This window comes from Alteromonas sp. Cnat3-28, from assembly GCF_022348265.1.
Lineage (GTDB): Bacteria > Pseudomonadota > Gammaproteobacteria > Enterobacterales > Alteromonadaceae > Alteromonas > Alteromonas macleodii.
Genome location: NZ_JAKREY010000029.1, coordinates 12,849 through 30,830 on the forward strand (window position 1 = coordinate 12,849; position 17,982 = coordinate 30,830).

Here is a 17,982-nt window from a genome sequence, read left to right on the forward strand (position 1 = left end):
TAGGAAAATTCATTAAACAATAAAGCGTAATCTGTCGCTATTCGACCAGTGGCTTTTTAGTAAATCGTTTTTTGTTATGAAGCTGCCGATTAATGGTCTTTCGCGGAATCTATTGGCAATAAAAAAGGCACTGCCTCCAGTGCCTTTTGGTTTTAATTGCTGACAACGAAAAGTCCGCTGTCATCTGCATCAATACGAATGGTTGATTCCGGTATTAATTCGCCAGCGAGTAATTGATGCGCGAGTGGATTTTCCACCTGCACTTGTATCGCTCGCTTAAGCGGACGTGCGCCAAACACTGGGTCGAAACCCGCGTCCGCCAATTTATCCATAGCCGCGGCAGACAGAGTAAGCTTATACCCTTTTTCTGCGAGCCTAGCGCGAAGCGAGGCAAGCTGAATTTTAGCAATAGATTTAATTTGCTCCTTCCCTAATGGATGGAATACCACAATATCATCGACGCGGTTGATGAACTCCGGTCTGAAGTGTTGCCCTACAACACTCATTACCGACGCCTTCATATCGTCATACTGACTTTCGTTGTGCTTATCTTGAATGATATCTGAGCCTAAGTTGGACGTCATGATCACAACGGTATTTTTAAAATCTACAGTACGTCCTTGTCCGTCAGTCAACCGGCCGTCATCTAGTACTTGAAGCAGAATATTGAATACATCTGGATGTGCCTTTTCAACCTCGTCCAACAAAATGACCGAGTATGGCTTGCGACGCACAGCTTCGGTTAAGTAGCCACCTTCCTCGTAGCCAACATAGCCTGGAGGTGCCCCCACTAAGCGTGCTACCGAGTGTTTTTCCATAAACTCTGACATATCGATACGCACCATGGCATCTTCAGTATCGAACATAAAGCCTGCCAAGGCTTTGCAGAGCTCAGTTTTGCCCACGCCAGTTGGCCCTAAAAATAAGAATGAGCCAATAGGTCGGTTTGGATCCGCAAGCCCAGCACGTGAACGTCGAATTGCGTTTGAAACCGCTTCAACCGCTTCTTCTTGTCCAACAACTCGTTTGTGAAGTACGTCTTCCATACGCAACAACTTCTCACGCTCGCCCTCAAGCATTCGCGCTACAGGTATACCCGTCCATCGCGAAAGCACATCTGCAATTTCAACGTCCGTCACTTTATTTTTAAGTAACGTCGTCTCGCGAGTTTCGTTTTCAGCCGCTTGCTCTAACTTTGCTTCAAGCTCTGGAATACGGCCGTACTGAAGTTCCGACATACGATTTAAATCAGATGCACGTCGCGCTATCTCCAAGTCAAGTTTAGCCTGCTCAAGCTCCCCTTTAATGGTTTGAGTGCCCTGCATGGCGTCTTTCTCATCCAGCCACACTTTCTCAAGCTCTGCGTACTTGGTTTCCGCTTGCTCACGCTCTAACTCAATCATCTCAAGTCGCTTATGGCTCGCATCATCTGTTTCTTTGGCCAGAGCTTGCTCTTCCAATTTTAGCTGGATGATACGACGCTCTAGACGATCCATCTCTTCGGGCTTGGAGTCTATTTGCAATCGAATGCTAGACGCAGCCTCGTCTATAAGATCAATGGCTTTGTCAGGCAATTGGCGGTCGCTAATATAACGATGCGACAAACTTGCCGCTGCAACGATAGCGGGATCAGTAATATCTACCGAGTGATGGAGCTCATAGCGCTCTTTTAAGCCACGCAGAATAGCAATAGTGTCTTCAACGCTTGGTTCTTCAACTAATACTTTTTGGAAACGACGTTCAAGTGCTGCGTCTTTTTCAATGTACTGACGATATTCATCCAGTGTTGTAGCACCAACGCAGTGAAGTTCACCACGGGCTAACGCAGGTTTAAGCATATTACCTGCATCCATCGCTCCATCGCCCTTCCCTGCACCTACCATAGTGTGCAGTTCGTCAACGAATAAGATCACGCGGCCTTCTTCTTTAGCCAGCTCATTAAGCACTGCTTTAAGGCGTTCTTCAAACTCACCGCGATATTTAGCTCCCGCCACTAACGCGCCCATATCAAGGGCAAGAACACGCTTGTTCTTTAAGCCCTCAGGCACTTCGCCATTAATGATGCGCTGAGCCAATCCTTCAACAATAGCCGTTTTACCCACACCCGGCTCACCAATGAGTACTGGGTTGTTTTTGGTTCGACGCTGCAGTACTTGAACAGTTCGGCGAATCTCATCATCTCGACCAATGACCGGGTCGAGCTTGCCTTGTTCTGCTCGCTCGGTTAAATCTGTCGTGTATTTTTCAAGCGCTTGACGTACATCTTCAGCATTAGGATCCGTGACCTTCTGGCCACCACGCATGTCGTCTATTGCGCTTTCAATAGCTTCTTTAGTGATATTCAGGCTTTTGAGGATTTCCCCCAAGCGCCCTTTATCTTGTAGCGCCGCTAGAACAAAGATTTCTGAAGTGATGTATTCGTCTTTTCGCTGCTGCGCTATCTTGTCACAAAGATTTAGCAAAATGCCGCTGTCTTTACTTAATTGAACATCTCCCCCAATGCCTTCAATACGAGGTAGGCGCTCAATAGCTTGGCTCAGTGCTGAGCGTAGCGCATTTACATTGATGTTTGCTTGGTCAAGCAAAGGGCGTACTGACCCGCCTTGCTGATTTAGCATGGCAGTCATTAAATGGACAGGTTCAATGTATTGATGATCTCGCCCCAATGCGAGTGATTGAGCATCGGATATTGCGAGCTGAAATTTACTGGTAAATCTATCTAGTCTCATAATCTCAACCTAATTAATGAACAACTATACCTGCGTTAACACGCCGCGATTACGAACATTTTAACTCTCGCTGAGTGGGTAATGATCTATGCGGAATGGTATTCTTTATGTTCTAGTTATGTAGGCTGCTCAATTGCGATTCAAGTATGAGATTAAAAAGTTAGCCAAAAAGATAACAAATAATGTATGAAGTTTGATCTAGCGCAACTGTTTGATCAGACTAAAACTGCCGCCTTTTTTCGAAACAATTTAAAGCAGGCCTATTACGCTAACTATACGCCCAGTCGTGCGCTTGTTTTGATGCGTAGCTCTTCGATGGGAATAAAAACGCTGTTCGTCAGTGTAAGTGCACAAGTTACTTTGTGTAATATTCTCAACGCCAGCTTGCTGCAATTGCACCTGTGCCACTAGAGGCAGATCTAATAAGTACTTCCCTCTATTAGAGCTATTAGCAATGGCACCGTCTATATGGCGAAACTTACTCGCCAACTGTACATCAACTTCGTAGCAGGGCCCGCTGATTGCAGGACCAACCCAAGCGATGAGTTTTTTTGCATCGCTGCCAAAGTGTGAAACAGCACTTCCGATAATGTTAGTATCGAGACCTTTCCAACCAGCATGTACTGCCGCCACTTCTTGACCGCTTTCATCACACAATAAAATGGGCACGCAGTCTGCGGTCATCACCGCACAAAAATGCGATGTTGAAGAAGAATACGACGCATCAGCGGTGGTATCTGCGCTCGGCAATGACACCACGCGGTTGCTGTGCACTTGCTCCAACCATGTGATCTTTTCACTATGTGGAATTAGGCTTCTATTGGCTTTTACTAGTAGGAGGTCGTCCCCCACGTGGGCGCCAACGTTTAAACCTGCAAAATCACCTATGCTTGTACCTCCCATTCTTGTCGTTGTGTATGCAACAACATTTGCGGGACATGACCACGCTGGAGTAATCAAATCCAGCGTGGATGATATAGGTGAATTTGCAGATGACAATGTCATAAGTTCGCCTTACTCATTAAAGCATATCTTGTGGATTGTCCGCGGTGTCCTTTTTCACGGCTTTAAGCAAGTCCTGCATATCTTGAGGTAGGGGAGCCTTCCACGTCATCCACTCTTCCGTTTCAGGGTGAAACAGCGAGAGCTGTGCGGCGTGCAACGCCTGACGTTGGAATCCGCGAAGCGCAGCGATAAATTCTTCTGACGCCCCTTTAGGAAGACGAGGACGCCCGCCATAAACTTGGTCGCCAAGCAAAGGATGCTTAATGTGGGCCATGTGTACGCGGATTTGGTGCGTACGGCCAGTTTCAAGTTTCAAACGCAGGTGCGTGTATGCGCGAAATTTTTCGATAACACGAAAATGAGTGACCGCTGGTTTGCCCATTTCACGTACTGCCATATGCGTACGTTTTGTTGCGTGTCTACCAATAGGCGCATCTACAATACCACCAGCGACCATCGTACCTAAGGCAACGGCTTCGTATTCACGACTCATTTCCCGACGTTGAAGTTGGTCAACAAGATGCGTTTGAGCAGGAATTGTTTTTGCTACTACCATTAACCCCGTCGTGTCTTTGTCAAGGCGATGGACAATGCCCGCACGTGGAACTTTGTCTATCTCTGGACAATGATTTAACAAGGCATTTAGCACGGTACCGCTTGGGTTTCCTGCACCTGGATGCACAACCAAATCTGCAGGTTTGTTTATGACTAGGATGTGTTCATCTTCATAAACAATGTTTAACGCGATGTCTTGCGCTTCGCTCGTTACTTGTACATCCATTTCGGCCTGTACAGTAACAAGTTCATCCATTTGCATTTTGTGGCGAGGCACGGTGATTACTTCACCGTTTACAGCAACATTCCCATCTTGGATCCAAGTTTTTAGCTTAGAACGAGAATATTCAGGGAACAAATCAGCCAAAACCTGATCTAACCGTAAACCAAAATGCGCAGCTTCCGTTGAAGCTTCTAATTGTATTGTGTTCGGCGACTGTGTCATAACACCATTGATTACGTCTAAAAAAGGGTATTATAACAAGTATTCACGCTGTACACTGCCTTGTTTACGTTTTTGTATGGTTTTTCTCATCGTTAGTACGTTAGAATGCAATTAAAGTGTTGTTGTTTAACACATGAGCTTAGACAGCGAAGTATTAAAACTGTTTAGCAGGAAAATAGAATTATTATGAAATCATTTCGTCTACTGGCCCCCGTTTTATTGGGTGCTATGGTATCTGTCGCAGGATGTAGCTCTTCAGATAATGAAGAAAAAGCCGTATTAGCTAACATGGGTGCGCAGCAACTGTACGACAGAGCAAAGCAGAGCATGGAAGTAGGTAACTTCAGCGCTGCGGCACAAACGTTAAGCGCGCTAGATTCGCGCTACCCGTTCGGTCCCCTATCCCACCAGGTACAGCTAGACCTTATTTATAGCTATTATAAGTCAGGTAAAAACGAAGAAACGCTTGCCACTATCGACAGATTTATTCGTCTGAATCCAAACCATTCAGATGTTGATTACGCGTATTACATGCGTGGATTAACTAACATGGAATCAGATAGCAACCTTTTCCAAGAGTTAATGAATATTGACCGTACGGATAGAGACCCGTCGAAGTCTCGTGCTGCGTTTGAAGATTTCCGCAGACTGATTCAACAATATCCAGATAGCAAATATGCCGCAGATGCGAAACAGCGCATGGTTCATATTAAAGACCGCTTGGCTCGCTATGAAATCGCTATTGCACGTTTCTACATGAGACGCCAGGCTTATGTCGCTGCAGCAAACCGTGGTCGCTATGTTATAGAGCACTTCCCGAATACCACTCAAGTGCAACAAGCACTCGAAATTATGGTTTCAAGTTATGAGCAGCTTGGCCTAGATGAATTGCGTAACAATGCGATGAAGACACTAAAGCTTAACTACCCTGACAGCGAATTTATTAGCTAGATTTGGCTATTCTGTTTTGCTATAGCTTTATGCAACCAACAAAAAAACGCACTGTTGTGCGTTTTTTTGTATCTGGATGTCACATATTGACTGCGTTCGCTTGATAGATTACTAGCGGAAAAACAAGTGACTAAAAGGGTTTAACAATCTCGCAAGGCCCGAAGTAAAGTGCAATGGCTGATCGACAATGCTAAATACAAGGCAGCCTTCTTTACCTTCGGATCTTGGCGTGTGCGTTTTATCACCATCCATGAAAATAAAGTCGCCGGTATCATAACGACTTAGCCCATCACTGAACTCACCATCAATGACTAATGTATATTCCGTTCCACGGTGCGTGTGCTCAGGTACACTACCACCACTTCCCATAAAGATAAAATTAGCTACACCTTGGTTTCCAAGGTCAACTGGCGCCTGCCACAGCTTCCCGACCAAACTTGACCAGTTACCTGTCTTATCGATGTAGCGGTGAAGTGTTCTGGGTAAAGTGAATACCCTTCCATCTAACTCGATGGTATTTGCGCTTGCCTGCGCCTGCAAGGCCGCCCGCCTCTTTACGGGCTCACGATACGCTGTGGGCTGTTCCATCAAAGCATTATTTTGTTTCGATGATGGGAGCTGCGTAATTTGGGATAGCATGTCACCAAACTGAAGCGACATTTCAGCTCTGTCGCTTGCCGATGAATTGGCGTTCGAAACCATTTGAGCAGCAAGACTTTCCGTTTCAATTTCAACAAAACGCTGACATTTCTCACACATATCACAATGTGCAGAGACCATCAGTGATATAGCAGGTGACAATGTGCCCTCAACAAAATCTTTAAGTTGCTGGGCACTTGGGTGAAACCTAATCATTATCGTTTAACATGACCTTTAATCGTTGAAGTGCCAAACGTGTCCGCGACTTTACTGTACCTAATGGAATTGAAAGCTCATCGGCGACTTCTTGTTGTGACTTGCCATCAATATAGATAGCTTCAACCACTGCTTTCTGTTTTACAGGTAGTGATTCGAACAAATAGCCAATCTGCTCTAAAGTAACTTGTTCGTCAAGTGGCGCCTCGTTTGCATCGGCTGTTTGTTCGCATAAAACTGGCCATAGATCGTCAGAACAAACATCCTCTTTTCTATTCTGCAGCTTTCGAAGCATATCAAAGCGAATGTTGCGTGCGATTGTGAAAATCCACGTTGACGGAGAACCTTTTTCTGCATTGAACAGGTGCGCTTTCTGCCATACATTCGACATAGTATCTTGTACCAGTTCCATGGCCAGTGCCTCATTACCCATCTGTTTCAGTGCATAAGAACGCAGCCGAGGCGCGAAGTAGTTAAACACTCTCGCAAATGAACGTTTGCATCGGGTGTCTGCAACCGCGACAAGGTAATCAGACATTTCAGTTGCACACTCTTTAGGCTTGATTGTGCTGTTACTTTGTTCCAAAGGAATTCCAACTAACATAAGATTCGTCCGCTTTTCCGTTTTGGTTGTATCATTCTACGGCGTTATGACTTAAAACGTTTGCGAAAATCGCTAATATTGGATTACGAATTTGTAATGTCTTTATCCGACTCAACGACTAAGCGATTAGTGCAGAGAGATAGTTCAGTAAACTGGTACATTCTCTTTGCGCTAAAAAGTGCTGTTTTTGCGAGCCGTCTACTGGCAATAATTCTAACCACCGATTTAATACCCAATTAGGGCAATCAAACTTTGGTGATTCATAAAGCGATGCCAACTCTTCGTAATTTCCAAATATTTCTTTAAGTCGCTCGTCCATAGGCGCTATTTGTTGAGGAGCCAAATCGCACTGCCAAGGTTCTAACACCTTGCAACTACCGGTACGAAGACCATCTTTTTCAACTTCTATGCTACTTACCTCAACTAAATGAGAACCAGCAACCTTTATGCCAAGCAACCCATCATCGAGCATGTCGAAGTCAACAACCTGCGCATAAGTACCTATTTTATGAATATGCTCATTCAAATTTTTGTCACCATTAGCATTAAGCATACACATCACAAAGCCTTTGTTTTCAGCACATGCCTGCTTAACCATTCGCACGTATCGTGGCTCAAAAATGCGCAATGCCATTCTACCTTCCGGCAAAAGGTGCGCAGATAAAGGAAATAAAGGAAAACGTTCTACACTCATACTCAGCACTTCCGAAAACACGAAATTAATTACGCAAGTGAGAACAATTAGGATCGAATGGGAAAATTTTTCACATATAAATGGAAAAACATGATCTTTAGCACGACGATTAATGTAATTTAGTTTTTAAATAAAACATTAACAGATTTCATATCAGAGACTTGCAATTTGAACGTGAAAATAACCGCGAATTTTTTTAAGCGTCGACATTACCGCTATGCAAATCTGATTTTGAATTATGAGTTAAGGAAAGGCCATGGACGTCATTGGACGCTTTTGTAAAATTTACACAGACATATGTCAAATTTCTCCAGACGACCTAGAACATATCTATGCCGACGACATACTGTTTATCGACCCAATCACTACACACCATGGCATTGATGAAGTAAAACGCTATTTTTCCAACTTATTGACGCAAGCCGAAAGCTGTAAGTTCGACATTGCGGACATTTTTACTTGCTCGCCGAATGGCTCAAAAGAGCATCCATCAAGTCATTCAAAGGTTACCCATATCGCAAACTGGACGATGACACTTACGCTGAAAGATAGTGATAAGCAAATTACGCTAGATGGCACCACGCAACTTGGTGTCAGCGATGACAGCATTATTTACCACAAAGATTATTACGACTTGGGCGAAATGGTCTATGAGCACGTACCCATCCTAGGTTTTGTCGTTAAAAAAATTAAAGGGAAGCTAGCAAAGTGAAAAGTATTCTAATTACTGGCGCCACATCGGGTATTGGTAAAGCATTAGCTATAAAGGCTGCAAACAGCGGTTATCAAGTGATTGCCTGTGGTCGAAATGAAGACACACTCAACGAGCTCAGTAAGTACAATAATATTAGCGCATGCCAGTTCGATGTCACTGATCTTGACGATACTCGACGGGCGCTAGCAACGGTTAAATTTGACATTGCTGTACTCAACGCTGGTACCTGCGAATATGTAGATATCGACGACTTCGAGCCAGACATGTTTCGCCGCGTATTCGAACCTAATTTCTTTGGCGTTGTTCATTGTGTAGACGCTCTTCTTCCACGACTTAAGCAAGGCGACAAGCTTGTGATTGTTGACAGCATGGCTCGCCTACTCCCTTTCACACGAACGCAAGCGTACGGTGCGAGCAAAGCTGCCCTACATTATTTTACTAAATCATTAGAAGTAGACCTTCACCACAAAGGCGTGAAAGTGCAAGCGGTGTCTCCTGGATTTGTAGAAACGCCCCTCACAGATAAAAACGATTTTGAAATGCCAATGAAAATTAGCGCTGAAGAAGCCGCTGACGCTATGCTTAAAGGAATAGAGGGCAACAAACAAACAGTTTTCTTCCCTCGGTTCTTTGGTTTTATTCTGCGCTTTATGCATATACTGCCAACCCCACTGCAAAAGCGATTGTCGTTGGCAATGAGAGAAAAACAATAAGAGAAGATGAATGAACAATAAGATTGCCATCATTGGCACAGGTATTTCTGGTTTGACCTGCGCGCACCTTCTAAATAGGCAGCACGACATCACTGTGTACGAAGCAAATGACTATATAGGTGGTCATACTGCAACGAAGAAAATAAGCGACAACGGGGAAACTCACCATATCGATACAGGTTTTATCGTTTTTAATGATTGGACCTACCCTAATTTTATAAAGCTCATTAATCAGTTAAATGTTGAGTATCAACCAACAGAGATGAGCTTCTCTGTAATGAGTAAAAAGGCAAACCTCGAATACAACGGCAATAACTTAAACAGTTTATTTGCACAGCGGCGTAATATTCTGAGGCCTAAATTTTGGCGCATCGTGAAAGACATATTGACGTTTAACAAAGCGTGTAAAGCGATGGTCGCAGAAAACCGTAATACTTCTTCACTTACGTTAGAAGACGTCATTAGAGAATTAAAACTCAGCGATGACTTTGCACGTTATTATATTTTGCCTATGTGCGCCGCAATTTGGTCCAGCAGCTTAGAGCAAACGAGAAAGTTTCCACTCACGTTCTTTTTGCAGTTTTTCAACAACCATGGCTTGCTCAATATTACCGACCGTCCTCAGTGGTACACAATTAAAGGTGGGTCAAGCCAATACATTCCGCCTTTAATCGCACCATTTGAGTCTAAGATAAAACTATCGACGGCCGTTCTGTCGGTAGCGAAAAGCGATGATAAGTGGCAGGTTACCGACTCTTCAGGCAACGCTGCGATGTATGATCATGTGGTATTTGCGTGCCACAGTGACCAAGCGTTAAAAATGATTCACTCACCGACTTCGCTGCATCGAGATATCCTTGGAAATATCCCTTACGCAGAAAACGACGTGGTGATGCACAAAGATATTTCACAGCTGCCTAAAAGAAAATTAGCTTGGGCGAGTTGGAATTACAGCTTAAAAGAAGACGCAAGTGAGGAAGCCCGCCCCGCTTCTGTCACTTATAACATGAATATTCTTCAACGCCTTGAAGCACAAAGCACCTACTGTGTAACGTTAAATAATACGGCGGAAATAGACCAAAAGAGTATTCTTCGAAGCTATCAGTACGCACATCCGCAATACAGTGCCAGCATGGTCAACGCCCAAGCAAGAAGAAATGAAATTTGTGGCGTAGGCAACTTACATTTTTGTGGAGCCTACTGGTATAACGGTTTTCATGAAGACGGCGTAACTAGCGCACTTGATGTTTGTTCTCGCTTTGGTGAAGCCCTGTGATAGAAAGTGCCATCTACAAGGGTAAGGTTTATCACCAACGGTTTAAGCCTACCCAGCATAAATTTGACTATGACATTTATTTATTTTGGCTAAAGCTTGAGAGCAACGAACTCGAAATCTTGTCCAGTTCGTTAAAACGCTTCTCTGCATACGACAAGGCTAGAGTGCGTTTCAAGCGTGAAGACTACTTAGGTGATCCCTCTTTACCTCTAGGTCAGGCAGTAATAGACAGAATGACAGAGTTAAACGGAGGGAAGACGCTTCAAGGCGATGTCTTTATGCTGGGACAACTGCGTATGTGGGGGCTTTATTTCAGCCCGGTGAATTTCTATTACCTACGCAATGCCGAAGGTAAGTATACACATATGCTTGCCGAAGTAAGTAACACGCCGTGGAATGAGCGTCATCACTACCTTGTAAATCTAGATACTCAAGACGATACGCCAAAAGCTTTTCATGTTTCCCCGTTTAATCCAATGGATATGACCTACAAATGGTCGATATCGCAGCCGTCGGCTAGACTGTCACTTGCGATGGATTGTGTAAGAGACGACAAAGAGTTCAGTGCAGGGATTAATTTGACTAAATTTACTTTAGATAATGCGAATCTATCTGCGGCACTTAAACGTATACCCAGTATGACAATAAAAACTGTGGCTGGAATTTATTGGCACGCGCTTAAACTACTGCTTAAACGAACGCCACTGTATACACACCCAGAAAAAAGTCAGGAACAATAACAATGTCTTTTGGTGAATCTGTACTACTGACCACCTCAGAGGTCTCCTTTGTAGATAAAGCGTGTAGAACTCTATTCCTACAATGCTTAAAACAACTGCCTTTTGGCAGTTTAACCATTCAAGAAAACGGCGATGTCGTTGCGCGTTTCGGCACAGACGAAAGCGATTTGCGTGCAACGGTAAATATCAAGGATGTACAAGCCTATCGACGCTTATTGCTTGGCGGAAGTGTGGGCGCCGGAGAAGCATTCATGGATGGGTTATGGGACAGTGACGACGTAACAGCCGTGGTAAGAGTGTTTGCTAGGAATTTATTTACCCTTGACGAATGGGAGAATAAATTTAAATGGGTGACTATGCCCATCAACAAGATTCAACACTTTGCACGTCGAAATACAAAGGACCAAGCCAAGAAAAATATCGAGGCGCATTACGATCTGGGTAATAAGCTTTATACTCGCTTCCTTGACCCAACAATGATGTATTCGTCAGCCATATACCCAGATCCGAATGCAACTCTCAATGATGCACAAAATTACAAGCTCAAAGCCATTTGCGACAAATTACAGCTGACTGAGCGTGACCACCTTCTTGAGATAGGTACAGGCTGGGGAGGCCTAGCCGTGTATGCAGCTAAGCACTACGGCTGCCGTGTGACAACCACAACGATATCTGAAGAGCAGCATGCATGGGCGAAAGAGTGGATTGCCCGCGAAGGTCTTGAAAGTAAAATCACTTTGCTTAAAAAAGACTACCGTTTACTGGAAGGAAAATACGATAAGTTGGTCTCTATTGAAATGATTGAGGCAGTAGGCAAGCAGTTTTTAGGGAATTTCTTTGAAAAATGCTCGTCACTTTTAAAAGACGACGGCCTAATGCTGCTTCAGTCAATAACCATTGATGACAGACGTTACGACAGCTATTCAAATAGTGTCGACTTTATTCAGAAATATATCTTTCCGGGTGGATTTTTACCTTCTCAGCACCAGCTTAACGCTCACCTGAAAAAGTATACTAATATGATGATTCGTGACTTACACGACATCGGGATTGACTATGCGAAAACATTGAACCATTGGTATGAAGCATTTATTTCTGCAAAAGATGAGCTTTTAAACGACGGTTATGACGAGCGTTTTATGCGAATGTGGACCTACTACCTGAAATATTGTGAAGGTGGTTTTTTAGAAAGAACAATCAGTACCGTTCAGCTTGTGATTTCAAAGCCTCATTACAGACTTGATTTGGCTCGTGTTTAACAACGCTAATTATCGATAGTAGTGACAAAAAAAGCGGCGCCCTTGTGGCGCCGCTTTCTTGTTTGAAGCTGACACTAGGTCAAAGCACTACTCATCTACAACTGATATAGGCTTCGACAGCATTGGCTTACCCTGATTGATATTAATTTCAACGCGGCGATTTTGCGCTCGGTCTGAAGGTGTAGTGGCATTTTCTACAATTGGATCGGTATCTGCCTTACCCACTACCGACATACGACTTTCGTCAAACCCTGGCGCGGTCCGCATGGCTTCAGCGACCGCGACAGCGCGCTGCGCTGACAAGTCCCAATTAGAACGATAGAGCTCATTAGCAATATGCTGACCGTCACTGTGCCCTGAAATTTCGATTTCTCCAGGCACATCCGCCAACAGCGTACCTATTTTTCTCAACACCGGTTGGAATTGGGGCTGCAAAAAGGCCGAGCCCGCCGAGAAGGAACCGTTCTCACGAATTCGAATGGTTAACTGCTGACCCAACGATTCCATTTCCACCGAACCATCTAGAATTTGTTTTTCTAATTGCTGCGCTACTTTTTTCATCAGTTCAGCCATTTGCGACTGATCGGTGCTTTGCTCAGCCGATGAAGACGACTCAGTAGCCGTTTGTTGAGATTGTCCGCCACGCTGCTCGCCACGCTGCTTCTGCCTTCCGCCGGCAGAGTCTTCGTTACCAGCCTGAAATTCCAGCATTTGTTGGGTCATTTCGTTGGTTTGCTGCTGAATGGACTCAATAGGCGTAGGGTCAGGCTTGCCAGGACGAAACTCCATTGCAATCACACTGGTACCCTTTGGAATATCTTTTACTTCAATTTTATTTTGCACACCAAAAGCAAACTTCATAGAGCCTGCAATTTGTTTAAACTTCAGTACGTCCATTTCCGAAAACGAAAGTAGCAGTACAAAGAAGCACATAAGCAATGACATCAGGTCTGCGAAGGTTCCCATCCAGGCTGGAAGCCCCTCGGGGGGACATTTTGGGCATTCTTCTTCGGCCATTACTCTTCCTCTGCGCTTCCGCGTTTACTCGCCGCAAGGTAGTTCTTTAATACCCCTTCGATAACACGTGGGTTCTGGCCGTCGGCAATACCCACAATACCGTCAAGAACAAGACTCTGGTTTAACTTCTCTTCTCCAGCTCTTACCGCCAGTTTAAAGGCAATTGGCAAACACACGACGTTGGCAAAAAAGGCACCGTACAGCGTGGTTAATAGCGCTACCGCCATAGCAGGGCCGATAGCTTTAGGGTCATCCATGTTTGAAAGCATGGCAACCAGACCGATCAAAGTACCAATCATACCCATCGCAGGTGCTACGTCGCCCATTCCTTTAAATATAGAAGCGCCGAACTCATGCCTTTCCGTTGTCATAGAAATATCTTTAGCTAACGTTTCTCTCACCACTTCAATGTCGTGACCGTCAACCAGCATGTCCACACCCTTTTGCATGAACTCATTTGAAATTTCCGCTTCTTCTAATGCCAGAAACCCGCCTTTACGTGCAGCATCTGCCATTTCAACAATCTTCTCGATTAGCTCTTCAGGCGTTTCAATTTTGAACATGAACGCTTTGCCAGCAACTTTACCCGCACTGAAGAATTGACCCAACGTAAACTGAGATAGGACAACAAATAGTGTTCCCCCGAATACAATAAGTATTGATTGCACGTCGATGAACATGCCCAAGCTGCCGCCCAGAATCATAGCCATAACTATGAAACCAATGGCGCCCAACATACCTATGACGGTTGCTAAATCCACTCACTCTTCCCCATTTATGCGCAGTCAGTGCTGTTAGTGTACAAATACCCTATCGGCAAAAGATAGAAATACTAAAACGACATTATTGAAAAATATCACATTTATTTGTTTATTATGAAGTAGGTTCTATGTAAAAGCGCTGCTTTGTCTGTTTTTATAAACTAAAAACATCTAGCGCTTTTTCAGCGCCTTACGTTTTCCTTCACAGTAAATAACACGGTTACTTCTGAAAGGTTACTGAGCCTTGCATCGAATATAGCACAATTTGCTTGTATGTTGCCTTTTGAACTGGATGAAAAAAAAGCTATGTTACTGTGATATAGGCGATATACGGACAAACCATTTGACCCTTGTGCAACCCTCGGTTAATGTGCGCGGTATACGTATTTTGGCCACTATATTGAGTGTTTTTATGACGACAGAAAAAGCATCAGCGTCTTTTGAAGAAACTTTATCAGAACTAGAAGCTATCGTTAACGAAATGGAAAGCGGTGATCTGCCTCTTAATAAAGCACTAGAAAAATTTGAGCGCGGTATAGCACTTTCCCGCCAGGGCCAACAATCTCTTGAAAACGCCGAGCAAAAAGTAAAGATACTGCTCAGTGAACAAGGCGAAGAAACGCTCCACCCTCTTCCTGAAAGTGAACAGCCATAAATCGTTCATTTTTAACTAACAGGCAATCTATGAATTTTTCTGCTTTGCATCAGCAAGTTAAACAGCAAACTGATGCATCTCTTCTTACATTAATTGACGAATTACCCGATTACGCGCCGCGCTTGAAAGACGCAATGCGTCACGCCTTACTTGCTGGCGGTAAACGGATGCGACCACTACTTGTTCAAGTGGTAGGTAACACCCTAGACGTGCCCAAAAAAGACCAAATGGCTATTAGTATGGCCATTGAATGTGTGCACGCCTACTCGTTAGTCCACGACGATTTACCAGCCATGGACGACGACGACTTGCGCCGCGGTATGCCAACCTGTCATATCGCCTTTGATGAGGCTACCGCTATTTTAGCTGGCGATGCGCTGCAGGCACTTGCATTTACAGTGTTAGCTGATGCGCCATTAAGCACGTATGCTGCAACAAAGCGTAGCCAGTTACTGTCTGTACTTGCGAAAAGTGCGGGTTACATAGGTATGTGCGGTGGGCAAGCTATCGATTTAGCCAGCACCGGCAAAACCATCTCGCTAGAAGAACTAAAACAGCTGCATAGATTGAAAACCGGTGCATTGTTAAAAGCCTGCGTAGAAATGGTCGCCATTGTTAGTGAAGGCTTACTGCCTCAAACTAAAATTGACTTAATGGCTTATGCCGCGGATATTGGGCTAGCTTTCCAAGTTCAAGACGATATTTTAGATGTGGAAGGCAGTAGCGAAAAATTAGGCAAGCCCGCGGGGTCAGACGAAGCGTTAGGGAAAAATACCTTTCCAGCCAAACTTGGTATTACAGGCGCTAAACAAGAATTAGAAATGCTTCACGATAATGCGCTTCAAGCATTGGCGCGTTTACCCTACAATACTGACAGTTTAATTGCGTTTAGCGAGCTTTTGGTAAAACGCGACCATTAGCCACGCGCCATGTTGAAAAAGATAATAAGTACATGAGTTTAGATCTCCAACATTACCCAACGCTTGCGCTTGCGCAAACACCCGATAAATTGAGGCAGTTGCCCCAAGACAAATTACGCGAGCTCGCCGATGAGTTGCGTGAGTACTTACTTAATAGCGTAAGCCAAACCAGTGGGCACTTTGCATCTGGTTTAGGCACAGTGGAACTGACCGTCGCTTTGCACTATGTGTACGACACCCCCTTCGATCGACTGCTGTGGGATGTAGGTCACCAAGCTTATCCGCACAAAATCCTTACAGGTCGTGCAGAGCGCATGAGCACCATTCGCCAAAAGAATGGTTTGCACCCTTTCCCATGGCCGCCTGAGAGCGACTACGACACCTTTGCAGTTGGTCATTCGTCTACATCGATTAGTGCAGGGCTGGGCATGGCTGTGGCTGCCGAAAAAGAAGGCAAAAACAGAAAGGTTGTAGCGGTAATTGGCGACGGTGCAATGACCGCTGGTATGGCGTTTGAAGCCCTTAATCACGCTGGTGATATCAAGAAAGACATGGTAGTTGTACTTAACGACAACGAAATGTCTATTTCTGAAAACGTAGGTGCGTTGAACAGTCACTTAGCTCGCTTGCTTACAGGCAACTTTTTCAACTCTATACGCGATGGCGGCAAAAAGCTGCTAAGCAATGTACCTCCTATTAAGGAGTTTGCCAGCCGTGCAGAAGAACACATTAAAGGCATGGTTGTCCCAGGCACGATATTTGAAGAGCTTGGCTTTAACTACATTGGCCCTATCGATGGCCACGACGTAAATGGTGTTGTCGATACGCTACGCAATATGCGCAAGTTTGACGGCCCGCAGCTACTTCACGTAGTCACCAAGAAAGGTAAAGGTTACGCGGTTGCTGAAGAAGACCCTATCAAGTTCCACGCGGTACCAAAATTCAATCCGGCTGACAACGCTTTGCCAAAATCTAAGCCTTCAGCCCCTACCTACTCTGCAATCTTTGGGAAATGGCTGTGTGATATGGCGGCACAAGACCCTAAGCTAATGGCGGTAACGCCAGCCATGCGCGAAGGTTCAGGCATGGTTGAGTTTTCTCAGCGTTTTCCAGAGCAGTATTTCGATGTTGCGATTGCTGAACAGCACGCGGTGACCTTTGGCGCAGGCCTTGCCAAAGACGGTATGAATGCGGTTGTTGCTATTTATTCGTCGTTCCTGCAGCGCGCCTATGACCAGCTCATTCACGATGTGGCGATTCAAGACTTACCCGTATTGTTTGCCATTGATAGAGCCGGTATTGTTGGCGCAGATGGCCCTACTCACCAGGGGGCGTTTGATATCGCTTTCCTTCGCTGTATTCCGAATATGGTGGTCATGGCTCCTTCAGATGAAAATGAATGTCGTCAAATGCTCTACACGGGTCACAAGCTACAAAAACCAGCTGCTGTTCGTTACCCTCGCGGTGCTGGCATGGGTGTCACGCCTAACGAAGCTATGGCAGAGCTTGAGATTGGTAAATCTCGTACGTGTCGAGAATCATCAAAAGGCAAGTCTGAAAGTATCGCCATTTTAAACTTTGGCTGCCTACTGCCCTACGCGCTTGAAGCTGCAGAGGCGATTGACGCTACCGTTATCGACATGCGTTTCATTAAGCCGTTAGACGGCGACGCAGTATTAAAAGCTGCCAGTGAGCACAGTGCACTTATTACGTTGGAAGACGGCTGTATTATGGGTGGAGCTGGTAGTGCGGTGCTTGAACACTTGCAGCAAAATGGCGTATTAAAAGCGGTGAAGATGTTAGGGCTGCCTGATAGCTTTATATTGCAAGGCACTCAGCAGGAAATGTACAAAGAGCACGGCCTTGACGCCGAAGGTATTATTGCAGCGGCTAGCAGTTTAAGCGCTAACTAATTGAGCTTTAAAATCACTACTAAGACATTAAAAAGCCCGCTATTTTGCGTAATGCCAGTCAGTTAAGCTGACTGGCATTTTTCTTTGTGGGGTATTTAGTCGGTCTTTTCCTCACTACTCTGGGGTAATACCTGTCAGGTCGTTTGTCAGGGAGCCTCATCATCCTCAGCGATTC

Annotated in this window: 17 protein-coding genes; 9 read left to right on the forward strand and 8 right to left on the reverse strand. The window is 44.8% G+C overall.

The features are described 5' to 3' along the window. Positions 1 to 152: 152 nt before the first annotated feature. The 3 genes from clpB to rluD form a co-directional block, all read right to left on the reverse strand. The gene (clpB, locus tag MHM87_RS18690) at positions 153 to 2,729 is read right to left on the reverse strand and encodes an ATP-dependent chaperone ClpB (RefSeq protein WP_014950068.1); all 2,577 of its coding nucleotides are present in this window, start codon (positions 2,727 to 2,729) and stop codon (positions 153 to 155) included. A 249-nt stretch (positions 2,730 to 2,978) separates the two neighbouring features. Next, positions 2,979 to 3,734, reverse strand: a complete 756-nt coding sequence (gene pgeF, locus MHM87_RS18695) for a peptidoglycan editing factor PgeF (protein ID WP_239260644.1) — start codon at positions 3,732 to 3,734, stop codon at positions 2,979 to 2,981. A 16-nt stretch (positions 3,735 to 3,750) separates the two neighbouring features. After that, entirely contained in the window at positions 3,751 to 4,734 is a 984-nt protein-coding gene (gene rluD / locus MHM87_RS18700) for a 23S rRNA pseudouridine(1911/1915/1917) synthase RluD (protein ID WP_014950071.1), read from the reverse strand. A gap of 186 nt (positions 4,735 to 4,920) precedes the next feature. Between rluD and MHM87_RS18705 the strand changes: the two genes are divergently transcribed. After that, complete coding sequence (locus MHM87_RS18705; RefSeq protein ID WP_014950072.1) at positions 4,921 to 5,685, forward strand: outer membrane protein assembly factor BamD; 765 nt, start codon at positions 4,921 to 4,923, stop codon at positions 5,683 to 5,685. A 111-nt stretch (positions 5,686 to 5,796) separates the two neighbouring features. Here the strand turns inward: MHM87_RS18705 and MHM87_RS18710 are convergent, their stop codons facing one another. From MHM87_RS18710 to MHM87_RS18720, 3 genes are all read right to left on the reverse strand, one after another. After that, positions 5,797 to 6,540, reverse strand: a complete 744-nt coding sequence (locus tag MHM87_RS18710; protein ID WP_239260646.1) for a ChrR family anti-sigma-E factor — start codon at positions 6,538 to 6,540, stop codon at positions 5,797 to 5,799. After that, positions 6,533 to 7,144, reverse strand: a complete 612-nt coding sequence (locus MHM87_RS18715) for a sigma-70 family RNA polymerase sigma factor (protein ID WP_014950074.1) — start codon at positions 7,142 to 7,144, stop codon at positions 6,533 to 6,535. Before MHM87_RS18715 ends, MHM87_RS18710 begins: the two co-directional genes overlap by 8 nt. A 118-nt stretch (positions 7,145 to 7,262) precedes the next feature. Further along, positions 7,263 to 7,838: an LON peptidase substrate-binding domain-containing protein gene (locus MHM87_RS18720; RefSeq protein WP_014950075.1), complete on the reverse strand. Its 576-nt coding sequence runs from the start codon at positions 7,836 to 7,838 to the stop codon at positions 7,263 to 7,265. Positions 7,839 to 8,094: 256 nt separating this feature from the next. On the opposite strand from MHM87_RS18720, the gene MHM87_RS18725 reads away from it, so the two are divergent. The 5 genes from MHM87_RS18725 to MHM87_RS18745 are packed head-to-tail and all read left to right on the forward strand — an operon-like array spanning position 8,095 to position 12,541. Next, positions 8,095 to 8,550 carry a nuclear transport factor 2 family protein gene (locus tag MHM87_RS18725; protein ID WP_014976976.1) on the forward strand — a complete coding sequence of 152 codons (456 nt, stop codon included), beginning with the start codon at positions 8,095 to 8,097 and terminating at the stop codon, positions 8,548 to 8,550. Beyond that, a complete protein-coding gene (locus MHM87_RS18730) occupies positions 8,547 to 9,266 on the forward strand; it encodes an SDR family NAD(P)-dependent oxidoreductase (protein WP_014950077.1) in 720 nt (239 codons plus the stop codon). Before MHM87_RS18725 ends, MHM87_RS18730 begins: the two co-directional genes overlap by 4 nt. Before the next feature lie 10 nt (positions 9,267 to 9,276). Then, the gene (locus MHM87_RS18735) at positions 9,277 to 10,542 is read left to right on the forward strand and encodes an FAD-dependent oxidoreductase (protein WP_239260648.1); all 1,266 of its coding nucleotides are present in this window, start codon (positions 9,277 to 9,279) and stop codon (positions 10,540 to 10,542) included. Further along, the gene (locus tag MHM87_RS18740; protein ID WP_080752360.1) at positions 10,539 to 11,282 is read left to right on the forward strand and encodes a DUF1365 domain-containing protein; all 744 of its coding nucleotides are present in this window, start codon (positions 10,539 to 10,541) and stop codon (positions 11,280 to 11,282) included. Before MHM87_RS18735 ends, MHM87_RS18740 begins: the two co-directional genes overlap by 4 nt. A gap of 2 nt (positions 11,283 to 11,284) precedes the next feature. Then, positions 11,285 to 12,541, forward strand: coding sequence for a cyclopropane-fatty-acyl-phospholipid synthase family protein (locus tag MHM87_RS18745; protein ID WP_239260650.1), 1,257 nt, complete (start codon positions 11,285 to 11,287; stop codon positions 12,539 to 12,541). Between the two features lie 87 nt (positions 12,542 to 12,628). On the opposite strand, the gene MHM87_RS18750 is transcribed toward MHM87_RS18745, so the two are convergent. Both MHM87_RS18750 and pomA read right to left on the reverse strand, forming a co-directional pair. Next, a complete protein-coding gene (locus tag MHM87_RS18750) occupies positions 12,629 to 13,558 on the reverse strand; it encodes a flagellar motor protein MotB (protein ID WP_014976980.1) in 930 nt (309 codons plus the stop codon). Next, positions 13,558 to 14,319, reverse strand: coding sequence for a flagellar motor protein PomA (pomA, locus tag MHM87_RS18755; protein ID WP_014950082.1), 762 nt, complete (start codon positions 14,317 to 14,319; stop codon positions 13,558 to 13,560). The genes MHM87_RS18750 and pomA overlap by 1 nt, the downstream gene beginning before the upstream one ends. Positions 14,320 to 14,731: 412 nt before the next feature. On the opposite strand from pomA, the gene xseB reads away from it, so the two are divergent. From xseB to dxs, 3 genes are read left to right on the forward strand one after another with little or no spacing between them, the layout of a single operon-like run. Beyond that, positions 14,732 to 14,974, forward strand: coding sequence for an exodeoxyribonuclease VII small subunit (gene xseB / locus MHM87_RS18760; RefSeq protein ID WP_014976981.1), 243 nt, complete (start codon positions 14,732 to 14,734; stop codon positions 14,972 to 14,974). 29 nt (positions 14,975 to 15,003) lie between these two features. Then, positions 15,004 to 15,894 (forward strand): farnesyl diphosphate synthase, encoded by an 891-nt coding sequence (locus tag MHM87_RS18765; RefSeq protein WP_239260652.1) that lies wholly within the window; start codon positions 15,004 to 15,006, stop codon positions 15,892 to 15,894. 32 nt (positions 15,895 to 15,926) lie between these two features. Then, complete coding sequence (gene dxs, locus MHM87_RS18770; RefSeq protein ID WP_239260654.1) at positions 15,927 to 17,807, forward strand: 1-deoxy-D-xylulose-5-phosphate synthase; 1,881 nt, start codon at positions 15,927 to 15,929, stop codon at positions 17,805 to 17,807. The last annotated feature ends 175 nt before the right edge of the window (positions 17,808 to 17,982 follow it).

What these genes read in the sequence shown, in the direction of transcription:
- MHM87_RS18715 (WP_014950074.1), bottom strand. Translation starts at nt 7,144, where the DNA reads ATGTTAGTTGGAATTCCTTTGGAACAAAGTAACAGCACAATCAAGCCT.
- rluD (WP_014950071.1), bottom strand. Translation starts at nt 4,734, where the DNA reads ATGACACAGTCGCCGAACACAATACAATTAGAAGCTTCAACGGAAGCT.
- MHM87_RS18710 (WP_239260646.1), bottom strand. Translation starts at nt 6,540, where the DNA reads ATGATTAGGTTTCACCCAAGTGCCCAGCAACTTAAAGATTTTGTTGAG.
- xseB (WP_014976981.1), top strand. Translation starts at nt 14,732, where the DNA reads ATGACGACAGAAAAAGCATCAGCGTCTTTTGAAGAAACTTTATCAGAA.
- MHM87_RS18750 (WP_014976980.1), bottom strand. Translation starts at nt 13,558, where the DNA reads ATGGCCGAAGAAGAATGCCCAAAATGTCCCCCCGAGGGGCTTCCAGCC.
- clpB (WP_014950068.1), bottom strand. Translation starts at nt 2,729, where the DNA reads ATGAGACTAGATAGATTTACCAGTAAATTTCAGCTCGCAATATCCGAT.
- MHM87_RS18765 (WP_239260652.1), top strand. Translation starts at nt 15,004, where the DNA reads ATGAATTTTTCTGCTTTGCATCAGCAAGTTAAACAGCAAACTGATGCA.
- MHM87_RS18705 (WP_014950072.1), top strand. Translation starts at nt 4,921, where the DNA reads ATGAAATCATTTCGTCTACTGGCCCCCGTTTTATTGGGTGCTATGGTA.
- pgeF (WP_239260644.1), bottom strand. Translation starts at nt 3,734, where the DNA reads ATGACATTGTCATCTGCAAATTCACCTATATCATCCACGCTGGATTTG.
- MHM87_RS18745 (WP_239260650.1), top strand. Translation starts at nt 11,285, where the DNA reads ATGTCTTTTGGTGAATCTGTACTACTGACCACCTCAGAGGTCTCCTTT.
- MHM87_RS18720 (WP_014950075.1), bottom strand. Translation starts at nt 7,838, where the DNA reads ATGAGTGTAGAACGTTTTCCTTTATTTCCTTTATCTGCGCACCTTTTG.
- MHM87_RS18725 (WP_014976976.1), top strand. Translation starts at nt 8,095, where the DNA reads ATGGACGTCATTGGACGCTTTTGTAAAATTTACACAGACATATGTCAA.
- MHM87_RS18735 (WP_239260648.1), top strand. Translation starts at nt 9,277, where the DNA reads ATGAACAATAAGATTGCCATCATTGGCACAGGTATTTCTGGTTTGACC.
- dxs (WP_239260654.1), top strand. Translation starts at nt 15,927, where the DNA reads ATGAGTTTAGATCTCCAACATTACCCAACGCTTGCGCTTGCGCAAACA.